The sequence below is a fragment of the Vibrio sp. Y58_MX_L22 genome (assembly GCF_024181865.1).
GTDB lineage: Bacteria > Pseudomonadota > Gammaproteobacteria > Enterobacterales > Vibrionaceae > Vibrio > Vibrio alginolyticus.
Genome location: NZ_JAMZAN010000004.1, coordinates 185,096 through 210,778 on the forward strand (window position 1 = coordinate 185,096; position 25,683 = coordinate 210,778).

Sequence of the window (25,683 nt, forward strand, 5' to 3'; positions counted from 1 at the left end):
TTGTTGCTCGCTATGAACAGAATAGCAATCGTGTAAATAACTTAACGACAAAAAATGGATATGTAAACGTCTAGACGTCTATTTGTTGTGTTTATTTGCGAATCATGTCGCCTCATGATGAATTTTTTTAATAAACAAGTTGAATAAATGGACGTTGTTCAAACCGCAGATGAGAGCGATAGTTTAGCCATCCAGACATCTTTCATGACGAAAGATACTCTGACCCAAACAAATTAAACAAGATTGAAAAAGGAATAGGGACATGGCGACAACAACGCACGTACTAGGTTATCCACGCATTGGTGAAAAACGAGAATTAAAATTCGCTCAGGAAAAATACTGGCGCGGAGAAATTGATCAAGCAGAGCTTAAAAAGGTTGGAGCAGATCTGCGCGCTAAAAACTGGCAAACGCAAACAGATGCTGGCTTGAGTTTTACCACCGCTGGCGATTTTGCTTGGTACGATCATGTACTGACGACCACGTTGTTACTGGGTCACGTGCCAAAACGTCACGCAGACGGTTTCCCTGATTTGGATACGCTATTCAAAGTGGGTCGCGGTCAATCTCAAGCGGGTTGCGGCTGTGCGGGCGCTGCAGCATCGGATATGACTAAATGGTTCAACACAAACTACCACTACATCGTACCTGAATTTAGCAAGGACGATACATTTGAAGTGAGTTGGCCGCAACTGTTTGAAGAAGTCAACGAAGCAACCCAAGCTGGGCATAAAGTGAAGCCAGTTTTGCTTGGCCCAGTCAGTTATCTTTACTTAGGTAAAGAGGTAGAAGAAGGGTTCGATCGCCTGACGCTACTGCCACGATTGCTTACGGCTTACCAAGCTATTTTGGCAAAGCTCGCAAGTCAAGGTGTTGAGTGGGTTCAGATTGATGAGCCAATTTTGTCACTGGAGCTAGAAAGCAAATGGGCTGATGCGTTCAAGCTAGCGTACCAAGTGATTCGAAGCGATGTAAAAGTGCTGCTAACGACGTACTTTGACTCTATAAGCGATACGCTAGACAAAATTGTAAAGCTACCAGTGGATGGTTTGCATATCGATTTATCTGCCGCGCCTCAGCAGCTTGACGACGTGGTTGCCAAACTACCGGAGGGGTGGGTGCTGTCTGCTGGCGTGGTCAACGGTCGTAACGTGTGGCGCTCGGATTTGAGTGCGCAACTTGAACGTCTACAGCCAGTAAAAGAAAAACTGGGCGACAACCTTTGGGTTGCGAGCTCATGCTCTTTGCTACATAGCCCGGTTGATCTGGAACAGGAAACAGAACTCAGTGAGGAAGTGAAAAGCTGGTTTGCGTTCGCAAAACAAAAAGTAACAGAAGTCGCCTTGCTTGGCCGCGCACTCGATGGTGATCAAGATGCGATTCTCGCTTGTGATACCTACAGCCAGCCAATCAAAGCACGTAAAACGGCAACGCATGTGAATAAGCCACAAGTTCAAGCACGTTTAAACAGTATTACTGCGTCACTTGCCGAGCGCAGCGCACCTTACGCGGAGCGTGCTGCGCATCAAGCTGAAGTATTGGGCTTGCCTCTGTTGCCAACAACGACAATCGGCTCTTTTCCTCAAACGGGTGAAATCCGGGTGCAGCGCAGCGCTTATCGTACAGGTCAATTATCTGAGTCTGAATATATCCAAGCACTTAAAGGACATATTGCTGACGCAGTAAAACGTCAAGAGGCGCTCGACCTAGATGTGCTAGTTCATGGTGAAGCAGAGCGTAACGACATGGTGGAATACTTCGCTGAGAACTTGGCGGGTTTTCAAACGACCAAATTTGGTTGGGTACAGAGTTATGGTTCTCGCTGTGTGAAACCTGCCATTGTAGTTGCTGACATTGAACGTGAAAAACCGATCACAGTTGAATGGTCGACGTACGCACAATCGCTAACCAGCAAACAGATGAAAGGCATGTTGACTGGACCAGTAACGATTTTATGTTGGACGTTCCCACGTGAAGACATCACACGTCAAGAAATTGCGCAGCAACTTGCTTTGGCACTACGTGATGAGGTGTCTGACCTGCAAGATGCAGGCATCAATATCATTCAAATTGACGAGCCAGCCATTAGAGAAGGTTTACCACTCAAAAAACGCGATCACAAAGCGTACTTAGAATGGGCCGTAAATGCGTTTAAGGTCTCTGCGGCAAGTGCAAAACCAGAAACTCAGATTCACACTCATATGTGTTACAGCGAGTTCAATGAAATCATTGATTCGGTTGCGGCACTCGATGCGGACGTCATTACCATTGAAACATCTCGCTCAAATATGGAGCTGCTGAAAGCATTTGAAGAGTTCAATTACCCGAACGAAATTGGCCCTGGTGTTTATGACATTCACTCACCAAACATTCCTACGGAAGAATGGATTGAAGGTTTAATCAAGAAAGCGGCAGAAAAAATTCCGGCTCAACGTTTGTGGGTAAACCCAGATTGTGGTCTGAAAACACGAAACTGGAAGGAGACAGAAGCCGCATTGGCAAATCTGGTTTCAGCGGCGAAGAAGCTCCGTGCTGAGCTGGCGTAACACATCGTTACAGCAAATAAAAACGGAGACTGTGGTCTCCGTTTTTCTATTCTTAATTGTTAACTTTCGTTTTCAGATTATCCAATAATAGCGAATCATCGTCTCATGCCGAAAGCAACAAAAATTACTGTAGCTACTTCACCTGAGTACAAGTCTGTGCGGAAACCAACTCATCTGCCATCAACTGACCGCGAGAATTACGTACCTTAATACGATACATCAAGCCCATATCAATTTGCTTGCGAACTTCTGGGTTGCTGCAGTAGGTATAGATACTGGTATTCAGTACTTGATTTAACGGCTTTGCACCGAGTGCGCCATCGTTATAAATCATCATCATCTCTACAACATTTTTGTTGGATGAGACACGCATTATTTGCAGTGGACCGTACTCTAAAGGGAGGCCCGCAGACAAGACTCCTGCTCGGTTTGATGCCATAAGCTCAAGTTGGCGCTGATTATCATCGGTTGATGAACAGCCAGCCAGAGCACCAAATACCAAGAAAAGACACAGTAATTTTTTCATAAATTAAAACACTTTTTTGAACGGTTTCACGATTACATGATCGTAAACACCAGCCGCTACATAAGGATCGGCTTCTGCCCACGCTTTAGCATCCTCTAGAGAGGCGAATTCAGCGATGACAGTTGAGCCCGTAAATCCAGCTTCACCAGGATTGTCAGAATCTATCGCAGGCATCGGACCAGCTGTAAGAAGGCGACCTTCGTCTTGTAGCTTTTGTAAGCGATCCAAGTGTTGTGGGCGAACGCTCATGCGTTTTTCCAACGAGTTCTCAACGTCCTGTGAAAAGATGACATACCACATAGCATAGTTCCTTAATTGGTAGGGTAAAGTGTTAATTTAACGCCTTTTTTGTGTCTCTCACAAGTGAACAACAGAAAATGTGAGCTCCTTTCTAACTGTTAGCGTTGTAGGTTGACTAATTCTGAACCGGACGTGGTTTACCTTCACTGTCAATGGCTACGTAGTTGAAGGTCGCATCACAAACCATGAAGCGTTCGCCAACACCGTGAGCTTTGACGGGTTTGACCCATACTTCCAAATCGACACTCATGGATGTGCGGCCGATCTTAGTGCATTCGCCGTAGCAGCATACGACATCGCCCACACCAACAGGTTTTTTGAACGTAATGCTTGATACCGAAACGGTGACAACGCGACCACAAGAGATCTCTTTTGCCAGAATCGCGCCCGCTAAGTCGAGCTGAGACATTATCCAACCGCCAAAAATATCGCCATTGGCGTTTGTATCTGCAGGCATTGCAAGGGTACGAAGCAGCATTTGACCTTTCGGAGAGCTAATTTCTTGACTCATTGTGACATCCTAAATCTTAAAGGCGCTCAAACTAAGCGCCAACATAGTAAATACCTAGAACCAAAGGTCCTTAAAAAACCGCAGATACCGGACCAGAGAAAGTTGGTTTACAGCAGCAAGAATGGTCTGAAAACGGTACGTTGTTTGAGCGGTTTACTGATACATGGAGCAAAACAGCGACCCGAAGGCCGCTGTGAAGTCGCGGATTATAGCAAAACTGAGTTTTTAATCATCAGTGGACACATCGGATGAGTTATTTTTTTGTTCTTTTGGCATGTGTTTATAAATGTAAAAGCCAGTCGCAAACATGTAGGCAAATGTCGCGATCAACATTCCAAATACTTTGAAGTTAACCCAAACATCCAACGGCAATTCGTAAGCAATATAAATGTTTAGGCCAGCGAAGAATGAGAAGAAGCCAACCCAAGCCCAGTTAATCTTTGCCCAAACAGCGTCAGGTAACGTAATTTCCTTGCCTAGCATACCTTTGATGGCTGATTTTCCCAATGCGTGGCTCACTGCTAAGCCAATCGCCAGAATCGCGTAAATGATGGTGACTTTCCACTTTATAAAATTGTCGTCGTGGAAGAAAAGGGTCATGCCGCCGAAGATAGTGACGATAACAAATGTTATTAGCTGCATCTTTTCGACTTTCTTATACAGCGCATAGGTGACGACAAGCTGAATGGCTGTTGCTGCGATCAGTGCACCTGTCGCCACATAGATGTCGTACAGCTTGTATAAAGCGAAGAAAACGATGAGTGGTATAAAGTCTAGGATCTGCTTCATGATGGCAAAATCTACCTAATTGTTGAATTGAAGACAGTCTAACGGAATCTGACAAGATGTGAATACTGGGGAAGTTAAGGTAAGAATAGTAACGCTTAGTATATCGTACAGCCCGCAAGCTTCTTCCACGTCGAAACAGCAAATGGAAAGAATAAAAATTGCCGCGTGAAGCGGCAATAAAGTTGAGAGTTTTAAACCTTAAGCAACACGTTGATATTGGGAAATAAGCGTTTTTACATCTTCTAAATAGCCTTCCCGTAGTAAGTTATCGACCGTTGCTTCTAGCTCTTCGAGAGACATCGTGAAGCAAGTGGATTTACCAGTCATCAGGCTCAGATATTGATGATACTCTTCTTCTGTATAGTGGCCTAAGCGATCAAGTAACAGTGTTTTGATTCCATGATGAATCAAGCCGTAGTATGTATGTCGATGAAGTAACATGGCGATCTCCTTATCAAGCTCATACGCTACTCATTTGCAGCCTGCTTGACCTTCTGGATAATTCGATTTACCCCAATAATGCACATCTAGTGCCAATTCTATATTTGCAAATTAAAAAGTGTTGGAAGGTGCAAAATTCTCGTTCTGTAGCCATCTTTGGATGACGACTTGAAGTGCATTTAACGTGGTGGGCTTTTCGAGTCTGTCATCCATGAGTTTCGAAATTAGCTCCAACTCTCTAGCTCCAGACTCACCAGATAAGGCAATGATTGGAACGGAGGATGTGATTTGCTTAATCCGTTGGCTTGCGTCAAATCCATTCATTACCGGCATTTGGACATCCATAAGAACGAGATCAATCTTGTGAGAGTGGAATAGTTCTACCGCAGAGGCTCCATTATTTGCTTGTAAGCTGTTGACTCCCAGCCTTTTTAAATACATCTGTACCAAGGTGCGTTGCACCTCTTTGTCATCAACAATGAGCACTGTTGGTGCATCTTTAGATACTTGTACGTGTTGAGCTGAATGATTTTCAGAATGTGATGCAGTTGCTTTCCAGCTATCAAAGTCCGGTGCTCTTAATGTCTCTGGTTTTGGTGCGTTTGGTACGACTGGGAAATACAAGTAGAATTCTGTGAACTCATTCAATTCAGACTGGCACTCTATTCGTCCTCCGAAGGAGCGCATAACACGTTGGCAATAGCCCAAACCTAAGCCACTGCCTCCGCTTTTTTGATACGAGAAAAAGTCATCAAATATCTTGTGTAAGATACTGCGATCTATACCTGGCCCACAATCTCGGAAGATCAGAATGTTTTCGTAAGCCCCCGTCTGGGTACGAATCTCAATTTGACTGTCGGGATAAGAATCAAAATAGTAGATAGCGTTACGAATCAAATTGAAAATGACAAAGTTAAACAGGGTCTCATTTAACTTCGCGACAAAATCGTGTGCCTGTGGCAGGTTAATTCTCTCTATTATTTGATCGTTTTCAAAACCATAACGGCTTACTGCTTGGTCGGTGGCTTTATGTATGGAAGTGAGAGCTAAAGGCTCATGCTCTGGTGAACTGTCGCTAACTTCTCGTAAAATAATATCGATAAGTTGTCGACCGCGTTGTATAGCGGCTTCACCTTTATCAATTTCTCTTTTTAGCGTATCCAGTGAGGCGTTTGACTCTATATGCTGTTTTAAAGCTTCAAATTGTAATTGTACTTGAGCGAGAGGGTTACGCATTTCATGTGCAATGGAGTTAGCCAGCGCACGGCTTTGGCGTACCTTTCTATCGGCTTCTATGGTGCTCTGGATGCGAACTAATAACGTTTGCAGAGCTGAGATTTCTTCATTAGAAAACAGCTTATTATCTATTTTATGTGAAGAAATCAGCAAGTGAGTAACAGACTTTCCACGACCGAAGAGAGGCATAACGAGCGCAGTATTGCTTGAGCGCATACGCTCGTAGAGCTTTCTCATAGACCCTTTAGAAGAGGAGGCATAATCAATTTCTTCAGACAACTCATCAAGCACGAGAACTGACTTGCTTGACGGCAGGTACTCTTCGTAAAACGTTTCTGTGTAATTGCTAGTGACTAGCTGTAGCTTGTTGTTTGGTATGTTAAGTAACGATGCCAACTGACGCATAGCATCATCTATTGAGCGTTTAAACTCTTCCTCTAACCCAAGGATTTGCTGAACGGGAGTGTGTCGTTTCCCATAAATAAAATACGAAGCGAAACGACTGACTCGCTTAAAAAGCAAGTGCCAAGTGATACCGATAAGCGCGCATAAAGGTACCGCAACAAGCCATTGGTTATCTTCAGAGATAGGAATAAATATCGCCCCTAGCGGCAGAACAAAAATGGCGCAGACTAAGAGCGCGCTTACCGTTAAGTACGTGAGATATTTAGCGCTGTAGAAGCGGGAGGTAAGTAGGGCATAGCCCACAAACAACATTTCGCTGATTGAAAGTGCTGGTGGTAACCAAGTTAGGGAGAAGTCGCCAAGGAAATACGTCATTCCAAGGTGTATCACTGCCGTAGATAACATGAATACCAAAATGCCAGCGATCATATAGTTGCTTTTTGCTAGCGTGAGCTTGCTGCTGTTCGCGCGCATGGCAATCAAGTTAAGCAGCGTTAGTACCACGAAAGCTAGCAAACTAATGAAAAAATATGAGGTATGTGGGCCAAATTCAATGACGAACTGGCTTGGACCACTAATGGTGACATTTTCGACAGTAAGATTCGGCACTAAGTTGATGTACAGTGAATACGTTGCTAGTGCGACAAAGACGACTTTTTGCCAGACTTTGACCGCTGTTTTTTTAACATCTGCGGTTAACTGGCAAGAAAAATAGAATGCAAACGCAAAGGCGAAAAAAGACGCTAAGTTCGCTAACTTAGCCATAAAGATGCCACCAACAGAGCCTAATTCTGGCAATAAATCGGTATGGAAATAGGCGTTGCTGCTTATCCAAACAATGATACAGCTGGAATAAGCGATGTAAGGCGCGTGATGCGAGCCTAAGATTGATTCACTCTTCTGTTTTAGGCGATAGCAGTAATACAGTAGCCAAGCGAATACTATTAGTACAGTCGCGTACAATGCCATTGCTTTTGGGTAAAAGAGACCGTGCAAATGAACATCAAGCATGCTCATTCACCTTTTTATCCATTCTTTTTGTTCGTACGCAATGTTTGTAGTCGCGAAATTGTATGTCTTGAAATGCTTCAACCATCATACCTAAATTCCAGAAACCGCGGTATGTCTTGGTACCGTCACCGTTAATGTCGCGGTATCCTGAGTGAAAGTAGGCACTTAAATCAATAGATTGATAGAAATTTAACATAAATACTTGCTCAATAATGGTAAAGCCGAGCTTATAGCCTGCTTTATAGAGCTCGCTCATCATAGTTTTTTGCGCCAGATACAAAAAATACAGCTTTTGTTGAATGTTGCCTCCCACCGTAAGACGCAGTACTTCGCAAACCGCTTCAGTGTTCTTTACATGAGATTGAAACTGAGCATCAAACCCAATAAGAGTGTGCTCATGAGTTAGAGCACGACACTCCAAAATACCCAGTTGATTGAGAACACTGTACCCATGATTAGGAAAGCAAAACTGCCATTGTTCGTTACTAAACTGTGGTGAGTAACTGAGCCAGTTATTTCGTTGATGCCAGCCTTGCACTAAAGCGGAGGAGACCATGATTGGTGAAGATGACGATTTGAGCAAGAGCGCAAAGTGCTGCCCTTTTTGCGAGAGTGATAAAAGAGGCAAGATTTCAAACCATTGTTCAGTTTGGACGAAAAGCTCAAGATTACTCAGTGTGATCGCTTCGGAAATCGGCATTAACGCTGCATGATTTGGCAGCATTACCTCAAGATCGCAATCTGCGATATCTTCAATTAACACGCCAGTATAGCTGTGGTCGTCAAACGGAAGCGGAGTAGGAATCGCAGCTTCGTTTGACGGATATTTTTGCTTGATTGCTTCGATCTCGCATTGACACCAGAAAACCATCCAATGCGGGTAACAATCTGCGGCAAGTTGTTCAAGTAAACGAATCTCTTCGGAGAAACCTGTAGGATACTGTTGCACTAAATCTCGATAATCCATTAACTCAAATAGTGCAGAAAGACTTTTTGATGCGTGTTTAGGAAAGAGAGATTTAAGCAGTTTTATTCGATACAGAGCAACCTGTTGAAAAAGAGCATCTCGTTTTTGTTTCGTTAGGGTAAGAATAACTGAGTCAACCAGTGCCTGCTGCTTTGATTCGATCGGCAAATTTGTTTTGGTGAGATATTCCAAAGATTGCTCAAGACTCATGATATAACCTAGTTCTAACGTTTTGTTATATTTTGTAATGGTTTATATCATTTTGAAAAATTTATGCCATCGGTTTCTATTTGTATAGTTACGTAATGCAAGAAAAGACAAAAAAACCGCTCATAATGAGCGGTTTTTGGTCTATTCAAGAAAGAGTTAGGCTTCTTGCTTTTTAAGCTCAGCTTCTGCCGTTTCTTCTTCAATTAGCGCATCAACGATAACTGCACATGCAGCATCACCTGTGATGTTCAGTGCTGTACGAATCATATCGAAAATACGGTCAAGAGCGAATAGCAGCGGTAGACCTTCAATTGGAATACCAGCGGCAAGAAGCACGGCAACCACTAGGAAAGAAGGGCCAGGAACACCCGCTTGACCAACCGCACCCAATGTAGACGTTACGATAATTGCAATGTAAGCGCCCATGCCTAGATCGATATTGAACAGTTGAGCAAAGAAGATAGCAACCAAGCCATAGTAAATCGCATTACCTGACATGTTGATCGTTGCGCCTAGAGGCAGAACAAATGATGCAGTTGAATTTTTTACGCCCAGCTCTTTTTCACAGGTGTCCATTGTAACAGGCAGTGTTGCCATAGAAGACGCTGTTGAAAGCGCAACTGCTTGCGGTTTCTTCATTGAAGACAGGAATTTCTTCGCAGATGTCTTCGTGAAAACATGCACCATTGCTGGGTAAACAACGAAACCGAAGATTAGGATGGCGGCAACGTAAACAACGAACAGTTTAAACACCACCATTAGCGCACCAAAACCGAACGTACCGACGGCTTCTGCCATCAGACCAAATACACCGATAGGTGCAATGATCATTACTTTGTTGATCATCCAAACCATTGCGTCAACGATGCAGTTAACACCATTGATGATTGGTTCACGACGCTCTTTTGCTTGCTTAGAAATCGCAATACCAAAGAACATACAGAAAACGAGGATCTGTAGGATGTTTGCTTCATTTAGTGATTGGAAAACGTTGGTTGGGATCATACCAGTGATGGTTGCCCAGAAAGTAGGTAGTTCACCTTTTGAAGCGTATTCTGCTGAGAACATGCCTTCAACGCCAGAGACGTCGATACCCATGCCTGGTTGGAATACTTCACCCATAAATAGTGCAAGCGCAACGGCTAGGGCGGATGTTAAACCAAAATAACCTAGAGTGACGATACCAACTTTACCTGCTGACTGGCTGTTCCCAAGACCAGCGGCGCCAGAAATCAAGGCTACAGCGACCAAAGGAATAACCAACATTTTGATTAAGTTGATAAAGATAGCACCTAAAGGAGCGAACACTGTCGCATCATGACCCATCATGGCACCAACGGCTGTGCCCACGATCATGGCGATTACGACTTGTACGCCAATGTTGTTTAGCAAACTCTTTTCTTTTAACACTTCCATAACCTCTGTGCTAATAAAATGTAAAATCCTAAAATTACCCACTAACCATAAATGGATTTACGGATAATTATCTCGCCTTGCTTTTTACACTTATCGTTTACAATTGGCAATATGCAGCAAGGTATTATTGATGGATTAATCGATATTTTATTGACGAACGATAAAGTTTTGTTCAATAGCAAACGTTTGCTATTGATTTTTCTTATAAGGGTTACGCTTGGGATTGTTCAAGTTTATTTTTCTTTATTTGTTTTCTTTTTGTTAATTTTAACCGCTTTTGTATTTGCTATTGCAGTCAGAGTTTTTAGTGACTTGGGGTGATATTTATAACAATTCATCTCTTTCAAGCTCACACTTTTATTAATTTGCCTTCTGAAATGTTAATTGCTTTACATTCTTAGTCCTGATTGCGTTGTAAACATAATGTTAAATGGTAATGACTGGTGAGAATCAAATGCTGACGATCCAGTGTTAAGGATAACTTGCTTAGTTAATGCTCCTGAGCTGATTAGACGAGAAAGACAAGTAAGAGGTGAAGAGACTATGATGAATCTTGCTGCTGCGTTACAAAGAAATGCTGCGAGTAAACCAGATAAAACGGCGTTGATATGTGGCGCTGAAAAGATAAATTATGCGCAGTTTAATGCGATCGCCGGCAAGATCGCAGCGTCTTTAATCAATAAAGGCGTAAAGCCAGGTGACCGCGTTGCGATTTCATGCCCAAACATTCCTTTTTTCGCGTTTGTTTATTATGCAATACAAAAAGCTGGCGCGGTTGCAGTCCCATTAAATGTGCTTTTGAAAGCGCGAGAAATTAAGTATCACTTAGAAGATTCAAAAGCGAAGTTTTATTTCTGCTTTGAAGGGACGAAAGAACTGCCAATGGCAAAAGAGGGCGTCAAAGCCTTTGAACAAGTCGATACATGCGAAGGCATAGTCGTACTGACTCAATCTCAAGATCAAAGCTATTGGAATGGTGTAATAACTCTCAATGCGTTTATAGCCGATGTCCAACCGTTGCCGGATTATATACCGCGTAATGCGGATGATACTTGTGTGATTTTGTATACATCAGGGACGACAGGCTTACCAAAAGGCGCTGAGCTGACTCAGCAGAACATCATAATGAACGCTCTGGTGGCACAAAACATTATGGGCAGCCAGGCCGATGATATTCACTTAGTAACTTTGCCTTTATTTCATACATTTGGTCAAACCGTCCACTTAAATGCTAGTGTTTTGGGCGGGGCAACATTGGTGTTAGTGCCTAGGTTTGAGCCTAAACATGTTCTTGAGCTGGTGGAAAAACATAGGGTGACGATATTTGCTGGTGTGCCAACGATGTACATCGGTCTGCTTCACGTGCAGCATCAATTTGATACCTCGTCATTGCGTGTTGCAGTAAGCGGTGGTGCGCCATTGCCAACCGAAATCTTTCGAACCTTTGAAGAAACATTTAATGTGCCGATCTTAGAAGGATACGGGTTATCGGAGACAAGTCCTATTGCATGTTTTAATCATTTGGATCAGGAGCGCATACCAGGCTCGGTAGGTCAACCGGTTCAAGGTGTCGAAGTAAAAGTTATCGATATTGAAGGTAATGCACTACCGATAGGCGAAGAAGGTGAGATTGTTGTGCGTGGTCATAATGTTATGAAGGGATATCTTGACCGCCCAGAAGTTACTGAATCTGCGCTACAAAATGGTTGGTTCCATACTGGTGATGTGGGCCGCTTTGACAGTTCAGGTAATTTATTTATTGTCGATAGAATGAAAGATCTGATCATTCGAGGTGGATTTAATGTTTATCCCAGAGAAATTGAAGAAGTTTTCATGACTCATCCTGCAGTTTCAATGGTAGCGGTGATAGGGATTCCAAATGAAGAGTATGGCGAAGAGATAAAAGCCTACGTTGTACTTAAACCAAAAGAATACATTGACGCCGATTCATTACAAAAGTGGGGTAAAGAGCAATTAGCCTCGTTTAAATATCCTCGTTATGTCGAAATTCGTGAACACCTCCCGATGAGTGCGACAGGAAAGATTTTGAAACGTGAGTTGAAATCTGAATTGAATATAGCTTAGTCAATTCAATGGTTTTTGTGTCACAGCGCCACTTGCCTAAGTGCAAATGGTGTTGTGCTCTTGACCAATTAGATGCATAAGGTTTTTAGCTATCGTTAGACAATACTTACCATTTGTTGAATGGATCTATTGCTCGAGTTCTTTAAAGTATTCTTCTAAGCGCTTCGGATTGGTAATGGTTACTGAGCCATAGTTTAGCTCTAGCATCCCGATACTTTCTAATCGTTTTAGTATCTTGTGTACACTCTGACGAGTTAGCCCCATCATGTTAGCGATATGTTCTCTTGTTACCCTGACAACGCATGGTCGAGTATCGATCGCTTGATTAAGTTGGTATTCAGCAAGCAGCAGCAACCTTTTGGCGACTCGTTCTTCAATTCCTCTAATCGCGTCATCTTCGATAACAGAAATAGCAGACCACAAGCGGCGGCTAAGTAAGTCGAGTATAGTGGGGTAACTTTGAGGGTATTTGGCGAGTAATTGGCGAAATTTATCTCCAGGAAGCTCCATTACAGTCACGTCAGAATGCGCGGTCGCACCAAAAATACGAGGCATGCCGGGAGAAAAAACATTGTCTCCAAACCAGCCACCAGCTTCGAAAATCATCAGTGTGACTTCTTTGCCTTTTGAACTAATTGAGTTCACTCTCACTGCACCTTGAGCTATGACCATAAGAGAAGATTGAAGCGCACCTTTATTGCAAATCAGTGCTTTTTCGTCGAAGCAGCGAACCTTAGTCATTTGCGCTGCTTCACTAAGCCCTTTATCTGGCAGCCCTGATAGTACAGGACATTTGGCTAGCAGTGTTTTGACTTCTTCCATGTAGCAACCTTACTGCACATTGCTTTATTGAGTTAGTTAAGTGACCCAAGCTTAACACTCTTTGAGTGCTCTGCTTGAGATAGATTTGGAAAGTGCGGGCGTTGAACAAAAAATGACGTGGTATAAACGCGATAGTAAGAAAACGCCCACTAAACATAATGTTAAGCGGGCGTTGTTGTGTCATATCAAACTGAAATTATTTTTGAGTGGCAGCTTTCATTGCAGAAACGAATTCACCTAGCTTGTCGAGCATAATTTGTGGCTGCTCAACGTTCGCTTCAATGATTTTGACCACGGCTGAACCAGAAATTGCACCAGCCGCACCAGATTCTAGTGCTTGTTTCACCTGTGCAGGCTCAGAGATGCCAAAACCAAGTAGCGCTGGTGGTGCATCAAATTGGTCCAGTCTATCGAGCATATGACCTACAGGCATGTTTGCTTTGGTTTCTGCGCCAGTAACACCTGCACGAGAGAGTAGGTAAGTGTAGCCGCCACCTAACTCTGATACTTGCTTCAGTGTTTCATCACTTGCTGTTGGTGGTGCGATGAAGATTGGGTGAATATCAAACTTCTCTGCAGCCGCAACGAACTCAGTACTTTCATTAGTTGGTACGTCTGCAATCAAAACAGAATCGATGCCTGCTTTTGCACAACGCTCATAGAAGTTCTCGATACCACGAGAGTAAACAAGGTTCGCGTACATCAGAAGGCCAATAGGTAGCTCTGGGTACTTAGCTCGGATCTTACCAATTTGTTCGAAGCAGATATCCGGTGTTGCGCCTGAATCTAGAGCACGAATGTTCGCACCTTGGATAGTCGGGCCATCCGCAAGAGGATCTGAAAATGGAATACCGAGTTCAAGGGCATCTGCGCCAGACTCGACCAGTGTTTCCATGATTTTGTAAGACTGCTCTGCGTTTGGATCGCAAACCGTTACGAACGGTACAAATGCGCCTTGGTTCTTTTCGTTTAGGCGCGCAAACATCTTTTCATAACGGCTCATTAGATTGCTCCTTTTTCTTCTAAGATGGCGTGTACGGTGAAGATGTCTTTGTCACCACGACCTGATAGGTTAACGACCAATAATTGCTCTTTTTCTGGATTCTCACGAGCCATACGCAGTGCATGAGCCAGTGCGTGAGAAGATTCTAGAGCAGGGATGATACCTTCGTGACGCGCAATTTCTTGGAATGCTTCTAGTGCTTCATCATCCGTCACGTTGTCATATTCAGCACGGCCAATTGCGTTTAGATGTGCGTGCTGTGGACCAACTGAAGGGAAATCAAGACCAGCAGAGACAGAGTATGACTCTTCAACCTGACCGTTTGGATCTTGCATCAATGGCGCTTTCATACCAAAGAAAATACCCGTTTTACCATGTTTAAGTGGTGCACCGTGCTGGTCAGTATCGATACCTTTACCTGCTGGCTCAACACCAATTAGGCGAACGCTTTCTTCTTCGATAAAGTCAGCAAACATACCAATCGCGTTTGAACCACCGCCCACACATGCGATAACCGCATCAGGAAGACGACCTTCACGTGCCAAAATCTGATTCTTCGTTTCTTCACCAATCATGCGTTGGAAGTCACGCACGATCGTTGGGAATGGGTGAGGACCTGCCGCTGTACCTAGTAGGTAGTGCGCGTCTTCATAAGTTGCAGACCAGTCGCGTAGCGCTTCGTTACATGCATCTTTAAGTGTCGCAGAGCCCGAGTGGACAGGGATAACTTCTGCGCCCATTAGTTTCATACGGAATACGTTCGGGCTTTGACGCTCAACGTCTTTTGCACCCATGTAAACGCGACACTTAAGGCCAAGCAGCGCACACGCTAATGCAGTTGCTACACCGTGTTGGCCTGCGCCTGTTTCTGCGATGATTTCGTTTTTACCCATGCGTTTTGCAAGCAGCGCTTGACCCAACACTTGGTTGGTCTTGTGCGCGCCACCGTGAAGTAGGTCTTCACGTTTTAGGTACAGTTTGGTTTTCGTACCTTTGGTTAGGTTACGAGTTAGAGTCAAAGCCGTTGGACGGCCCGCATACTCTTGAAGAAGCGTCATGAATTCGCTGCGGAATTCTGGATCTTCTTGCGCGTCGATAAACGCTTGCTCTAGTTGCTCCAGTGCTGGAACTAGAATTTGCGGAACGTACTGACCGCCGTATTCGCCAAAGTAGGCATTCAGTTTTGCCATCGTTATATTCCTTCTCGTATTTTTCGCTACGAATAGCTTTAAATTTTTTAGCTGATATCCAGCTTTAGTAGTTGCGAATAGCAGTGAATGCCGCGAGCAACTTCTGTGAATCTTTTTTGCCTGGTGCGCTTTCTACACCAGAGTTTAAATCTAACCCCAAGCAACCTAGTGTCGCTGCTTGTTGAGCATTTTCTGGCGACAGTCCGCCCGCTAGCATAATTTGACTTGGGTCGCCGATCAGTGACCAGTCGAAAACTTGACCAGTTCCGCCGGTTTGAGTGCCAACTTGTGCATCTAATAGGTGACGGTCAATGTTTTCTGCAAGTAGTTCTGGCTTGGCATCAGTCACGCCGTAAGCTTTCCAAATTTCTACCGCTGCTGGCAGTTCGGCTTTAAGTTGGTTTACGTAAGCTTGGTCTTCTTGACCGTGCAGTTGCACCGCTTTTAAACCCAAAGAGGTCACGACAGAAGCAACAAAATCGATATCGTGATTTTGGAAAACGCCCACGTAGTTCAGTGGAGCACCGCTCATGGTTAGGCGAGCACCTTCAAGGTCAACCGCACGCTTCGACTTCTCGACAAAAATCAGGCCACCAAATACCGCGCCAGCTTGATATGCTTTTGCTGCGTCATCTGGATGCGTTAAGCCACACACTTTGTTTTCGCCTAAGGTCACTTTACGTACAGCAAGTTCTAAGTTGTCTTCTGCCATCAGTGAACTACCAATCAAGAAGCCGTCTGCGTATTCCGCTAAATCACGAACTTGTTGATGCGTATAAATGCCAGATTCTGAGATTACTGTTGCGTTAGGAGCCAGTTCGCGAATTGTCGGTGCCAGTTCTTTAGTACGATTCAAATCAGTACTTAGGTCGCGAAGGTTACGGTTATTAATGCCGATAACGCGTGCGCCTAGCTTAACTGCACGATGAAGCTCTTCTTCGTTGCTGACTTCGGTCAAGATACCCATGTTCAGGCTGTGCGCCGCTTCCTCTAGCGCTTTGTACTCTTCGTCATTAAGGACAGAAAGCATCAGTAGCACGGCATCAGCACTGTAATGACGTGCTAGGTAAACTTGGTAGGTATCTACCATGAAGTCTTTGCACAGAACCGGTTGTTTGACTTGACTGCGCACTTGAGGAAGAAAGTCAAAGTTACCTTGGAAGTACTTTTCGTCTGTTAGGACTGAAATTGCATCTGCGTGGTTGTTGTAAACCGACGCAATGTAATCCAAGTCGAAGTGATCACGAATCAAACCTTTAGAAGGAGATGCCTTCTTACATTCTGTGATGAATGCCGTCTTTTCGCCACTCAGAGCATCGTAGAAGCTGCGGTCCGATGGCAGCAAATCAGACTGAAATGTGCTTAGCGGTTGAGACACCTTACGGTCTGCTACCCACTGATATTTGTCGCGGACAATTTTCGCCAGTACTTCTGCCATTTCTGCTTCTTTCTTAGAAACGTGTTCAGACAGGTTGTTAGCTTGCTGAGTGTTGAAGTCAGTCATCTTCTTCAATTCCTTAAGCGTGTGCGGCAAGTTGTTGTACCAATTGGTACGCCTTGCCTGAATTCATTGCCTCAATCGCTTGTTGCGTGTTGGCTTTTAAATCTTCGTGGCCGAATAGACGCATTAGCAGAGCAACGTTTACTGCCACTGCGCCCAATTGTGCGTCTGTCCCTTTACCCGTCAGAATATTGGTAATGATCGCTTTGTTTTCTTCAGGATCGCCACCTTTGATTGCTTCTAGTGGGTGCGCTTCTAGACCGAAGTCTGCAGGCGTTAATTTGTATTCTGTGATCTTACCGTCTTTGATTTCGGCAACGGTTGTTTCACCGTGAATTGCTACTTCGTCCAAACCACTGCCGTGTACTACAGCGGCGCGCTTCATACCCATTTGTAGCATGGTTTCTGCGATAGGACGAACCAGTTCTTCACTGTAAACGCCCATCAATTCGATGTTAGGACGAGCAGGGTTAATCAGTGGGCCAAGAATGTTAAAGATGGTGCGTGTTTTCATGGTTTGACGCACTGGCATCGCATGGCGCACACCACCGTGGTATTGAGGTGCAAATAGGAAAGCAACACCGATATCGTCTACCGCTTTGCGCGTATCTTCTGCGCTCATAGCTAGGTTGATACCAAATGAATCAAGAAGATCAGAAGAACCAGATTTGCTTGAAACGCTGCGGTTACCGTGTTTCGCTACTTTTAGACCACATGCTGCAGCAACAAACGCCGCAGTGGTTGAAATGTTGATGGTGTTGTGACCGTCACCACCAGTACCTACGATATCTGCGAAATCGTAATCTGGGCGAGGGAATGGATTTGCGTTTGCCAGCAGTGCTTTCGCCGCGCCTGCAATTTCGTCTGGCGTTTCGCCTTTGAGTTTTAGTGCAGTCAGTGCTGATGCCATCAAAATTGGGTCTAGTTCACCACGGATAATGATGTCGAATAGCTGTTGGCTCTCTTCCTGAGTAAGCGATTCTTGCTCGTACAGTTTGGTAATAATAGGGTTGATGATTGCTTCCATATTTCCTCTCCTAAATTTCTTATGTGCCAAGTGCTTTTTAAGCAGTGAGTGGGTTCGCTGAAGTTTGTTCTTCAAGTGCCCATTCGATGGCATTGGCCAACAGTGTTGCTCCGTAGGTCGTCATAATAGATTCCGGGTGGAACTGGAACCCGCAAACTTTATCTTCTTCATGTACAACAGACATTACCAAGTTATCCACTTCTGCTGTGATGGTTAGGCTCTCAGGAACCTTGGTCGCAACCAGCGAGTGGTAACGTGCAATTGCAAGTGGTGATGGTAGGTTTTGGTAAATCGCATGGTTTTGGTGCTCCATCATAGAGACCTTACCGTGAATGATTTCGCCCGCGCCAGCAACGGTGCCGCCGTATGCTTCAACAATCGCTTGGTGACCAAGACAAATACCAATCATTGGCACTTTGCCTTTCATACGTTGGATAAGCTCTGGCATTGAGCCTGCCTCTGAAGGTGCACCAGGACCTGGTGATAGTAGAACCACTGGGTTTTCAAGCGCGTTTACCGCTTGTTCGATGGTTTCTGCTGGGATGTTGTTTCGGTAAATCTTGACTGAGTGACCTAGCGAGCGGAATTGATCCACAAGGTTGTAGGTGAACGAGTCAAAGTTGTCGATAAAAATGATATTAGCCATCTCTGAACCCTATTCCTTATTGTGACTTATGCGCTGCTTGGATAGCAGAGATTACCGCTTGTGCTTTGCCGCGCGTTTCGTCTGCTTCCGCTTGTGGATCAGAGTCGAACACCACGCCTGCACCAGCTTGAACTTGAGCAATGCCGTTTTCTACGTAAGCTGAGCGAATGACGATACACGTGTCGAGTGTGCCTTCACCAGTTAGGTAACCAACCGCACCGCCGTAGCTACCGCGACGTGCGCCTTCTACATCGCGAATCAACTGCATTGCACGAATCTTTGGTGCGCCAGTGAGCGTACCCATGTTCATACAAGCTTGGTATGCGTGCAGTGCATCTAGGTCTTCACGCAGTTGGCCAACCACACGAGAGACCAAGTGCATTACGTGGCTGTAACGGTCGACTTTTAGAAGGTCTGCTACGTGGCGAGTGCCAGCTTGAGCAATACGAGCGACGTCGTTACGTGCCAAGTCAACCAACATCATGTGTTCTGCGTTTTCTTTCATGTCGGTGCGCAGTTCAAGTTCGATGCGGCTGTCTAGGTCGAAATCAATCTCGCCGTTAGGGCGCTTACCGCGGCGACGAGTGCCTGCGATTGGGTAGATTTCAATTTGGTTGGTATCGGTTTCATACTTAAGCGCGCTTTCTGGTGATGCGCCAAACAGAGTGAACAGCTCATCTTGCATGTAGAACATGTAAGGGCTTGGGTTACTTTGTTTCAGTTCTTTATAAGCAGCCAGTGGAGAAGGACAAGGTAGAGTGAATCTACGAGACGGTACAACTTGGAATACATCGCCTTTCACTACGAACTCTTTTAAGTCGCGAACGGTTTGGCAGAAGTCTGCATCAGACACGCTAGGTTCTACCGTTACATCTGTTATTTGCTCTGCACTCGGCAACAGTTTTGGCGCTGCACACTGGGCGCTAATTTCTGCAATACGAGTCTCTAACGCTGTTTTCTCTGAACCATCAACAAACAACGTCGCTTGAAGCTGGCAAGATTCCGTTTGATGGTCGACAACAAGTAGTGTTTCCGCGACGTAGAAAACGTAATCTGGACACTGATTTGTTGCTTCGGCATTACCAAGCGGCTCGAAGTTTGCGACTAAGTCGTAGGCAAACAGACCACCAAGGAAAATCGCGTGTTTGTCTTGCTGTGAAATATCAAAACTATGCTGAACCAAACGCAGCGCATCGAAAGAAGAGGCTTCACGTAGACGAGAGTCTTCATCTAACGTGTCGCATGGCTGGTTAAACTGCAAAGTTAGCGTTTCGCCATCGAACTTGCTCTCAACGTCACCACGGATGTTCTGGTTTAGGTGAGACAGTAGGTTTTTACCGTTATTAGTCAAGGCGTGCATGCTAACGGTATGGCCGAAGCAAACAATGCGAACCGCTGAATCTACGATCAGCAGGGATTTTAAATTTTGCTTTGAATCGATCTCAGCAGATTCCAGCAATAGGCTGTCAGTTTTGTTCTCACATAGTGTGTGGAACAAGCGAGTCGGGTCTTGAGTATAAGGGACGGAAGCCGTTAGCACTTCAAGCTGTCCAAGTTTCTTAATTTCAATGGCCTTGTTCACAAGACCTCCTTGTAGCTGTTTAAATCTTCCTGCCGTACATAGTCGCATAAAGCAAACGTTCTCCCAATCTAGAGTTGGCTATATTCGATTAATGTTTAGGCAGTTGAATGTGAAATGAGCAACAAAACAAAAAAGCCCGCTTAAGTAGCGGGCTTTACAACGTTTGGTTCTATAAACTAGAAGTATACGTTTGCCCACCAAGAACTAGTCCAAGTGCGCCACCAAGCAAGATCTGATGAGTTTGCCTTATTAAGACAAACCGCAACTTTCGCTTTTTGGTTTTGGTTAAATTCTTGTAACATGGTGAACCTTAAATTACATACTTTGTATTTGTGTACTAGTTAACTAGTGCGGGAGTAAAAAGTCAACCCCAAAACGGCATTAAAACGATAAAAATATGAGAATTGATTTACATAGTCACACCACTGCATCGGACGGTCGGTTAGAACCTAAAGATTTAGTGGAAAGGGCGCTGAGTTTTGATATCGAGGTTTTGGCGATCACTGATCATGATACGGTTGACGGTTTGGCGTTAGCTAAGCAATACGTTCAAGATAATAATTTGCCGATAAAAATCATCAATGGCATTGAGATATCGACCGTCTGGCAAAACAAAGACATTCATATTGTCGGCCTGAATATCGATCCGGAAAATGAACAATTATCTGCCCTTATAGAACAGCAGAAGCAGCATCGCATAACACGATCTGAGTTAATTGCAGAGCGACTACAAAAAGCAACTCGAGTAGGTGTGCTTGAAGAGGTAAGGCAAATCGCCGGTGATGCCCCAGTGACAAGAGCGCATTTCGCGAAATGGTTGGTAGATAATGGTTACGCAAAAACCATGCAAATGGTGTTTAAAAAATACCTAACGCGTAATAACCCAGGTTATGTACCACCGAATTGGTGTTCGATGAAGGATGCGGTTGATGCTATCCATGCGGCTGGTGGAATGGCGGTATTAGCGCATCCTGGTAGATATAAGTTGACAGCGAAGTGGATTAAGCGTCTTCTAGCAGCGTTTGTCGAAGCGGGTGGTGATGCGATGGAAGTTGCACAGCCACAGCAAGCGCAACAAGAAAGGCGCAACTTGGCTGATTATGCTATACAATACAAACTATTAGCCTCTCAAGGCAGTGATTTTCACTACCCATCACCGTGGATGGAGCTAGGAAGGAACCTATGGTTGCCTGCTGGCGTCGAACCAGTTTGGAAAGATTGGGGAATAGATCCTTCGTTGAATAACACTCAGTAATACGAAGTCGAGAACCCATAAAAATATAGAGCCGAGAGGCTCGATAATGAGGAATTACAATGAGCCAGTTTTTTTACGTTCACCCAGAAAACCCACAGGCTCGCTTGATTAATCAAGCAGTAGCAATCATTCGTAACGGCGGCGTTGTGGTTTACCCTACTGATTCAGGGTACGCACTTGGCTGTCAGTTGGAGAACAAACAGGCACTGGAACGAATCTGTCAGATTCGTCGTCTGGATGATAAGCATAACTTTACTTTACTGTGTCGTGATTTGTCGGAGCTTTCTCTCTATGCGCGAGTGGATAACTCTGCATTCCGACTGCTGAAAAATAACACACCAGGTCCTTACACCTTCATCTTCAAAGGCACAAAAGAGGTGCCGCGTCGTCTGATGAATGCAAAACGTAAGACCATCGGTATCCGTGTTCCAGACAATCAAATTGCCTTGGACTTGTTGGAAGCATTAGGTGAGCCGATGATGTCTACGTCGTTGATTCTACCTGGCAGTGACGTAACAGAATCTGATCCAGAGGATATTCGCGATAAACTAGAACATGCGGTTGATGTGATTCTTAATGGCGGTTACCTAGGTGAACAACCTACGACTGTAATTGACTTTAGCGAAGGTGAACCTGTTGTGGTTCGTTTGGGATCTGGTGACCCTGCACCATTCGAATAGTAGACGCACACCACCGTCAAACAAAATAGGAGGCATCGCGCCTCCTATTTTTGTTATCATATCGAACATCTCATTGAACTTAACTGATTGAGGTTAAGCGAAATCGAAAATGTCGATACCATTTTGTTCTGCATAGTTGATGTATGCAGAGCTCACACCGTTTAGTGTCACTTCAACATTGTATTCATCACTTGAGAATACTGCCCAGCCACATTCATTGTAAGATAAAGTCAGATCATCCGCCGAATCCAAGAACGTATCTCGAATGCCATCGTTATCAGTGTCTCGGCCCATATCAAAGACAAGTTTGTCATGGAAAATATTAAAATCGACAATGTCGGCTTTAACATCAATATCGTTGGAAGACACTGGCTGATCAGGTACACCAATAGCCAGGCGGTTTGTAAGCACGAAGGTGTCGTCTCCACAGCCACCGCTCAGTACTGATTCACCATCACCAACAACGAGCGTGTCGTTACCCCAGCCACCACTCAAGTAGTTGTTGCCTGAATAATCAAAAATTGTGTCGTCGCCGCAGCCACCAAAGAGTTTGTCGTTTCCTAATCCGCCGGATAGGAAATCGTTTCCAAAGCCGCCAGAAACAAAGTCGTTACCTCGGCCACCAAGCAAGGTATCATCTCCCCATCCACCGAAGACAATATCATTACCTCCGTATCCTACAAACTTATCATCACCACAGAAGCCGAAGAAAATATCGGTTGTTTCAGAGCCTTTTGTGCCTGTCATATCGTCATCTTGAGATGTCCCAAAAATCCAATTTAGGTCGAGATTTAGCATAGACATTGTTCTATTCCTTTTTGTCTGATTTATGCCAATCGCCGAGAGTGCAGAGCGAACCTAGAGAGTCAGAGTACACGATAGCATTAGTGTTATTTTTGATGTGAACTAATGACTTAAAGACAATTTTTGTCTTGTTACCCACGACCTTGCTTTGCTATGAGCGCTCATTGTCTGCGGTGATTGGTATTACTTAGCAGCAAACAGGGACGGCTTATTTTTCGTTGCTTTCTAGCAATACGAACAGTAAACACACCCCAAGTGGTTATTGTTGTAACCCTGACAATTTTATCAGGTACCGCGTGGTTAAAGTGGTTCAGGAAGACCGATATTAGTGGGATTCTCGTTGAGCAATGCCTGCATTAAGTAGTAAAAAAGTTGCAGAATAGGACAAATATTTCGGTCATTTTTGATGTGAATTTTGGTGTGGAGAATGGCGCCGATTTAGCTTACATTAACTAAGAAAGTTACGTATAATGTCCGACCGAAAAATCCCACTGAAATGGGTAAATAGCAAAATGCAGACCAATCCTGGTCTAGACGTCTGTGAAGACGACACATAGGTAGATAAATGAGCGAAAAGTTACAAAAAGTATTAGCACGTGCTGGTCACGGTTCTCGTCGTGAGATTGAATCGTTAATTAAATCTGGTCGCGTTAGCGTGAACGGTGTAGTCGCTAAGCTTGGTGAAAGACTTGAAGACGAGAGCAGCGTAGTTCGTATCGATGGTCACATTGTCTCTGCAAAGATTCAAGAAGAAGTGATTTGTCGTGTACTTGCGTACTACAAACCTGAGGGTGAACTGTGTACTCGTCACGATCCAGAAGGTCGTCGTACTGTTTTTGATCGTCTGCCAAAAATTCGTGGCTCTCGTTGGATTTCAGTTGGTCGTCTGGATGCGAACACTTCTGGTCTTCTACTTTTCACAACGGATGGTGAACTGGCGAACCGCTTAATGCACCCAAGCCGCCAAGTTGAACGTGAATACCTAGTACGTGTGTTCGGTGAAGTAACTGAACAGAAAGTTCGTAATCTAGTAAAAGGTGTTGAACTGGAAGACGGTTTAGCTCGCTTTGAAGATGTTGTTTACGCGGGTGGTGAAGGCATGAACCACACGTTTTACGTTGTTATCAACGAAGGTCGTAACCGCGAAGTTCGTCGACTATGGGAATCGCAAGAGTGTACCGTTAGCCGTCTGAAACGTGTTCGTTACGGCGACATCTTCTTAGACAAGAAACTGCCTCGTGGCGGTTGGATGGAGCTTGACCTGAAAGAAGTAAACTACTTGCGTGAGCTTGTAGAGCTTCGTCCAGAGAAAGAAACCATGCTTGATCTGAACAAAGACAACACGTCACGCAAACGTGAGCGTGCACGCAGCCAAAAAATTCGTCGCGCAGTTAAGCGCCATGAAGAGCGTGTTAACACACCAAAAGGTCGCAGCAACAACCCTTCTCGTCGTAAGCCGAAGAAGACTGCTGGTGACCAAGGCGCACGCAACAAGCATCGTTAATCGATAGCAAAACATCAGAAAGGCTTGCCAATTCGGCAAGCCTTTTTCTTATCTGTTACATAACAAAAGGATCTAAAGCCGATATAGAGCAGGGTGTTTTGGATAAACAAATATCTCAGCTAAACAAAAACAGCAGATAAAAAAATACCAGCACTAGGCTGGTATCTTTGTTCATGATGAAGAAACGTTAATCGCGTTTCCAAAGCATATGGCAGAACTTATGTTCAGGGTCTCGGCTGATTAGCATACGAGCAAATACGTCATCAAGAACGTCATTTTCCTCATTTACTAGGCCGATACGAACCTCTGCATATACTTCTTTGTCGATCTCGAAGCCAACATGTTCAACCCAGTCATCACCGGTTTCAACAAGTTCTGCGGCACCACGATCTTCAAATTGCGCAGTAAACAGAATCACGTCAGCAGGCTCTAGGTTATCTGGAGCCATCTCAAGGAAAATGTCGTACGCTGCGTCGATGACGTCGTCGTAAGAAATCAAATCAGACATGCTTATGCTCGGCTCATGTATTTACGTTCAGCTGTGTTAATGATAACACGGTCACCAGTTGCAATGTACTCAGGAACCTGGATGACAAGACCTGAAGCGAAGCGTGCTGGTTTAGTACGAGCAGATGCAGAAGCACCTTTGATTGAAGGGTCAGTTTCTTCAATCACTAGCTCAACAGAAGATGGTAGTTCAATACCCACTGCAGCACCGTTAACAAGGATAATGTGGATACCTTGTGTATCTTCGTTGATGAACAGCATGTCGTCTTCAACTTCATTGTGCTTGAATGTGTATTGTGAGTAGTCTTCGTTATCCATGAAGATGTGCTCATCGCCGTCAGCGTATGAGTACACAACTGCACGTTTGTTCATTTCTACCGTTTCAACAACGTCATCAGACTTGTAACGCTCATCTACACGTGCGCCCGTGTTTAGATCTGTACAACGCATTTTGTAGATTTTAGCGCCGCCACGACCGCCTGGAGTCGTTACTTCGATGTCTTTAACTAGAAGAGTTTTACCATTAGACTCGATTGCGAAGCCTTTTTTGATTTCACTTGCCTTTGGCATTGTATATTCCTATTCATACTTATTAAGCAAAACTCGGTGATTATAGCGCTAAGTTAGCCGCCTAGCATTAAAATTCATTGCAGAAATTTGTTGTTACTCCCATGACTAAACACCTGAATGGACTTGATTCAGTGAGTCTGCTAAGAGAAC

At 44.4% G+C, this 25,683-nt stretch carries 24 protein-coding genes and 1 other annotated feature; of the genes, 5 read left to right on the top strand and 19 right to left on the bottom strand.

The genetic code is table 11. The features are described from left to right. Positions 1 to 262 precede the first annotated feature (262 nt). The gene (gene metE, locus NL626_RS11350) at positions 263 to 2,545 is read left to right on the top strand and encodes a 5-methyltetrahydropteroyltriglutamate--homocysteine S-methyltransferase (RefSeq protein WP_213962760.1); all 2,283 of its coding nucleotides are present in this window, start codon (positions 263 to 265) and stop codon (positions 2,543 to 2,545) included. Positions 2,546 to 2,678: 133 nt separating this feature from the next. On the opposite strand, the gene NL626_RS11355 is transcribed toward metE, so the two are convergent. From NL626_RS11355 to NL626_RS11390, 8 genes are all read right to left on the bottom strand, one after another. Continuing rightward, the gene (locus NL626_RS11355) at positions 2,679 to 3,071 is read right to left on the bottom strand and encodes a GspS/AspS pilotin family protein (protein WP_005386726.1); all 393 of its coding nucleotides are present in this window, start codon (positions 3,069 to 3,071) and stop codon (positions 2,679 to 2,681) included. A 3-nt stretch (positions 3,072 to 3,074) separates the two neighbouring features. Further along, complete coding sequence (locus tag NL626_RS11360; RefSeq protein WP_005386727.1) at positions 3,075 to 3,371, bottom strand: YciI family protein; 297 nt, start codon at positions 3,369 to 3,371, stop codon at positions 3,075 to 3,077. Positions 3,372 to 3,486: 115 nt separating this feature from the next. Next, positions 3,487 to 3,882, bottom strand: coding sequence for an acyl-CoA thioester hydrolase YciA (gene yciA, locus NL626_RS11365; RefSeq protein WP_005376768.1), 396 nt, complete (start codon positions 3,880 to 3,882; stop codon positions 3,487 to 3,489). Positions 3,883 to 4,107: 225 nt separating this feature from the next. Continuing rightward, a complete protein-coding gene (locus NL626_RS11370; protein ID WP_253657360.1) occupies positions 4,108 to 4,671 on the bottom strand; it encodes a septation protein A in 564 nt (187 codons plus the stop codon). Between the two features lie 198 nt (positions 4,672 to 4,869). Next, positions 4,870 to 5,112, bottom strand: coding sequence for a hypothetical protein (locus NL626_RS11375; protein WP_005376770.1), 243 nt, complete (start codon positions 5,110 to 5,112; stop codon positions 4,870 to 4,872). A gap of 111 nt (positions 5,113 to 5,223) precedes the next feature. After that, positions 5,224 to 7,764 (bottom strand): hybrid sensor histidine kinase/response regulator, encoded by a 2,541-nt coding sequence (locus tag NL626_RS11380; RefSeq protein ID WP_253657361.1) that lies wholly within the window; start codon positions 7,762 to 7,764, stop codon positions 5,224 to 5,226. Continuing rightward, positions 7,757 to 8,941 carry an acyl-homoserine-lactone synthase gene (locus NL626_RS11385; RefSeq protein ID WP_253657362.1) on the bottom strand — a complete coding sequence of 395 codons (1,185 nt, stop codon included), beginning with the start codon at positions 8,939 to 8,941 and terminating at the stop codon, positions 7,757 to 7,759. The genes NL626_RS11380 and NL626_RS11385 overlap by 8 nt, the downstream gene beginning before the upstream one ends. A gap of 156 nt (positions 8,942 to 9,097) precedes the next feature. Then, complete coding sequence (locus NL626_RS11390) at positions 9,098 to 10,357, bottom strand: dicarboxylate/amino acid:cation symporter (RefSeq protein WP_005376774.1); 1,260 nt, start codon at positions 10,355 to 10,357, stop codon at positions 9,098 to 9,100. A 543-nt stretch (positions 10,358 to 10,900) separates the two neighbouring features. Between NL626_RS11390 and NL626_RS11395 the strand changes: the two genes are divergently transcribed. Beyond that, positions 10,901 to 12,442: a long-chain fatty acid--CoA ligase gene (locus NL626_RS11395; RefSeq protein ID WP_064354141.1), complete on the top strand. Its 1,542-nt coding sequence runs from the start codon at positions 10,901 to 10,903 to the stop codon at positions 12,440 to 12,442. A gap of 126 nt (positions 12,443 to 12,568) precedes the next feature. Here NL626_RS11395 and NL626_RS11400 read toward each other — a convergent pair whose 3' ends face one another. The 8 genes from NL626_RS11400 to NL626_RS11435 form a co-directional block, all read right to left on the bottom strand. Next, positions 12,569 to 13,264 (bottom strand): Crp/Fnr family transcriptional regulator, encoded by a 696-nt coding sequence (locus NL626_RS11400; RefSeq protein ID WP_005376777.1) that lies wholly within the window; start codon positions 13,262 to 13,264, stop codon positions 12,569 to 12,571. 196 nt (positions 13,265 to 13,460) lie between these two features. After that, a complete protein-coding gene (gene trpA / locus NL626_RS11405; RefSeq protein WP_253657363.1) occupies positions 13,461 to 14,267 on the bottom strand; it encodes a tryptophan synthase subunit alpha in 807 nt (268 codons plus the stop codon). Next, entirely contained in the window at positions 14,267 to 15,457 is a 1,191-nt protein-coding gene (gene trpB, locus NL626_RS11410) for a tryptophan synthase subunit beta (protein WP_005445041.1), read from the bottom strand. The genes trpA and trpB overlap by 1 nt, the downstream gene beginning before the upstream one ends. Before the next feature lie 64 nt (positions 15,458 to 15,521). Continuing rightward, positions 15,522 to 16,961: a bifunctional indole-3-glycerol-phosphate synthase TrpC/phosphoribosylanthranilate isomerase TrpF gene (trpCF, locus tag NL626_RS11415; protein ID WP_253657364.1), complete on the bottom strand. Its 1,440-nt coding sequence runs from the start codon at positions 16,959 to 16,961 to the stop codon at positions 15,522 to 15,524. A 13-nt stretch (positions 16,962 to 16,974) separates the two neighbouring features. After that, positions 16,975 to 17,985 (bottom strand): anthranilate phosphoribosyltransferase, encoded by a 1,011-nt coding sequence (trpD, locus tag NL626_RS11420; protein WP_033905671.1) that lies wholly within the window; start codon positions 17,983 to 17,985, stop codon positions 16,975 to 16,977. A gap of 37 nt (positions 17,986 to 18,022) precedes the next feature. After that, positions 18,023 to 18,631, bottom strand: a complete 609-nt coding sequence (locus NL626_RS11425) for an aminodeoxychorismate/anthranilate synthase component II (protein ID WP_054574752.1) — start codon at positions 18,629 to 18,631, stop codon at positions 18,023 to 18,025. A gap of 16 nt (positions 18,632 to 18,647) precedes the next feature. After that, positions 18,648 to 20,213, bottom strand: coding sequence for an anthranilate synthase component 1 (locus NL626_RS11430; protein WP_033905669.1), 1,566 nt, complete (start codon positions 20,211 to 20,213; stop codon positions 18,648 to 18,650). 126 nt (positions 20,214 to 20,339) lie between these two features. Continuing rightward, positions 20,340 to 20,443, bottom strand: a sequence feature (Trp leader region). Beyond that, the gene (locus NL626_RS11435) at positions 20,390 to 20,515 is read right to left on the bottom strand and encodes a trp operon leader peptide (protein ID WP_005376787.1); all 126 of its coding nucleotides are present in this window, start codon (positions 20,513 to 20,515) and stop codon (positions 20,390 to 20,392) included. (Overlaps the previous feature by 54 nt.) A gap of 95 nt (positions 20,516 to 20,610) precedes the next feature. Between NL626_RS11435 and NL626_RS11440 the strand changes: the two genes are divergently transcribed. Both NL626_RS11440 and NL626_RS11445 read left to right on the top strand, forming a co-directional pair. Then, positions 20,611 to 21,468, top strand: coding sequence for a PHP domain-containing protein (locus tag NL626_RS11440; RefSeq protein WP_005386777.1), 858 nt, complete (start codon positions 20,611 to 20,613; stop codon positions 21,466 to 21,468). 59 nt (positions 21,469 to 21,527) lie between these two features. Then, positions 21,528 to 22,148 (top strand): L-threonylcarbamoyladenylate synthase, encoded by a 621-nt coding sequence (locus NL626_RS11445; protein ID WP_005376791.1) that lies wholly within the window; start codon positions 21,528 to 21,530, stop codon positions 22,146 to 22,148. 93 nt (positions 22,149 to 22,241) lie between these two features. Here NL626_RS11445 and NL626_RS11450 read toward each other — a convergent pair whose 3' ends face one another. Next, positions 22,242 to 22,952: a calcium-binding protein gene (locus tag NL626_RS11450; RefSeq protein WP_005376796.1), complete on the bottom strand. Its 711-nt coding sequence runs from the start codon at positions 22,950 to 22,952 to the stop codon at positions 22,242 to 22,244. Between the two features lie 565 nt (positions 22,953 to 23,517). On the opposite strand from NL626_RS11450, the gene rluB reads away from it, so the two are divergent. Continuing rightward, positions 23,518 to 24,456 carry a 23S rRNA pseudouridine(2605) synthase RluB gene (gene rluB, locus NL626_RS11455; RefSeq protein WP_005376798.1) on the top strand — a complete coding sequence of 313 codons (939 nt, stop codon included), beginning with the start codon at positions 23,518 to 23,520 and terminating at the stop codon, positions 24,454 to 24,456. Between the two features lie 187 nt (positions 24,457 to 24,643). On the opposite strand, the gene NL626_RS11460 is transcribed toward rluB, so the two are convergent. After that, entirely contained in the window at positions 24,644 to 24,964 is a 321-nt protein-coding gene (locus NL626_RS11460) for an HI1450 family dsDNA-mimic protein (RefSeq protein WP_005376800.1), read from the bottom strand. A 2-nt stretch (positions 24,965 to 24,966) separates the two neighbouring features. Further along, a complete protein-coding gene (gene yeiP, locus NL626_RS11465) occupies positions 24,967 to 25,533 on the bottom strand; it encodes an elongation factor P-like protein YeiP (protein WP_005376801.1) in 567 nt (188 codons plus the stop codon). Positions 25,534 to 25,683: the final 150 nt, after the last annotated feature.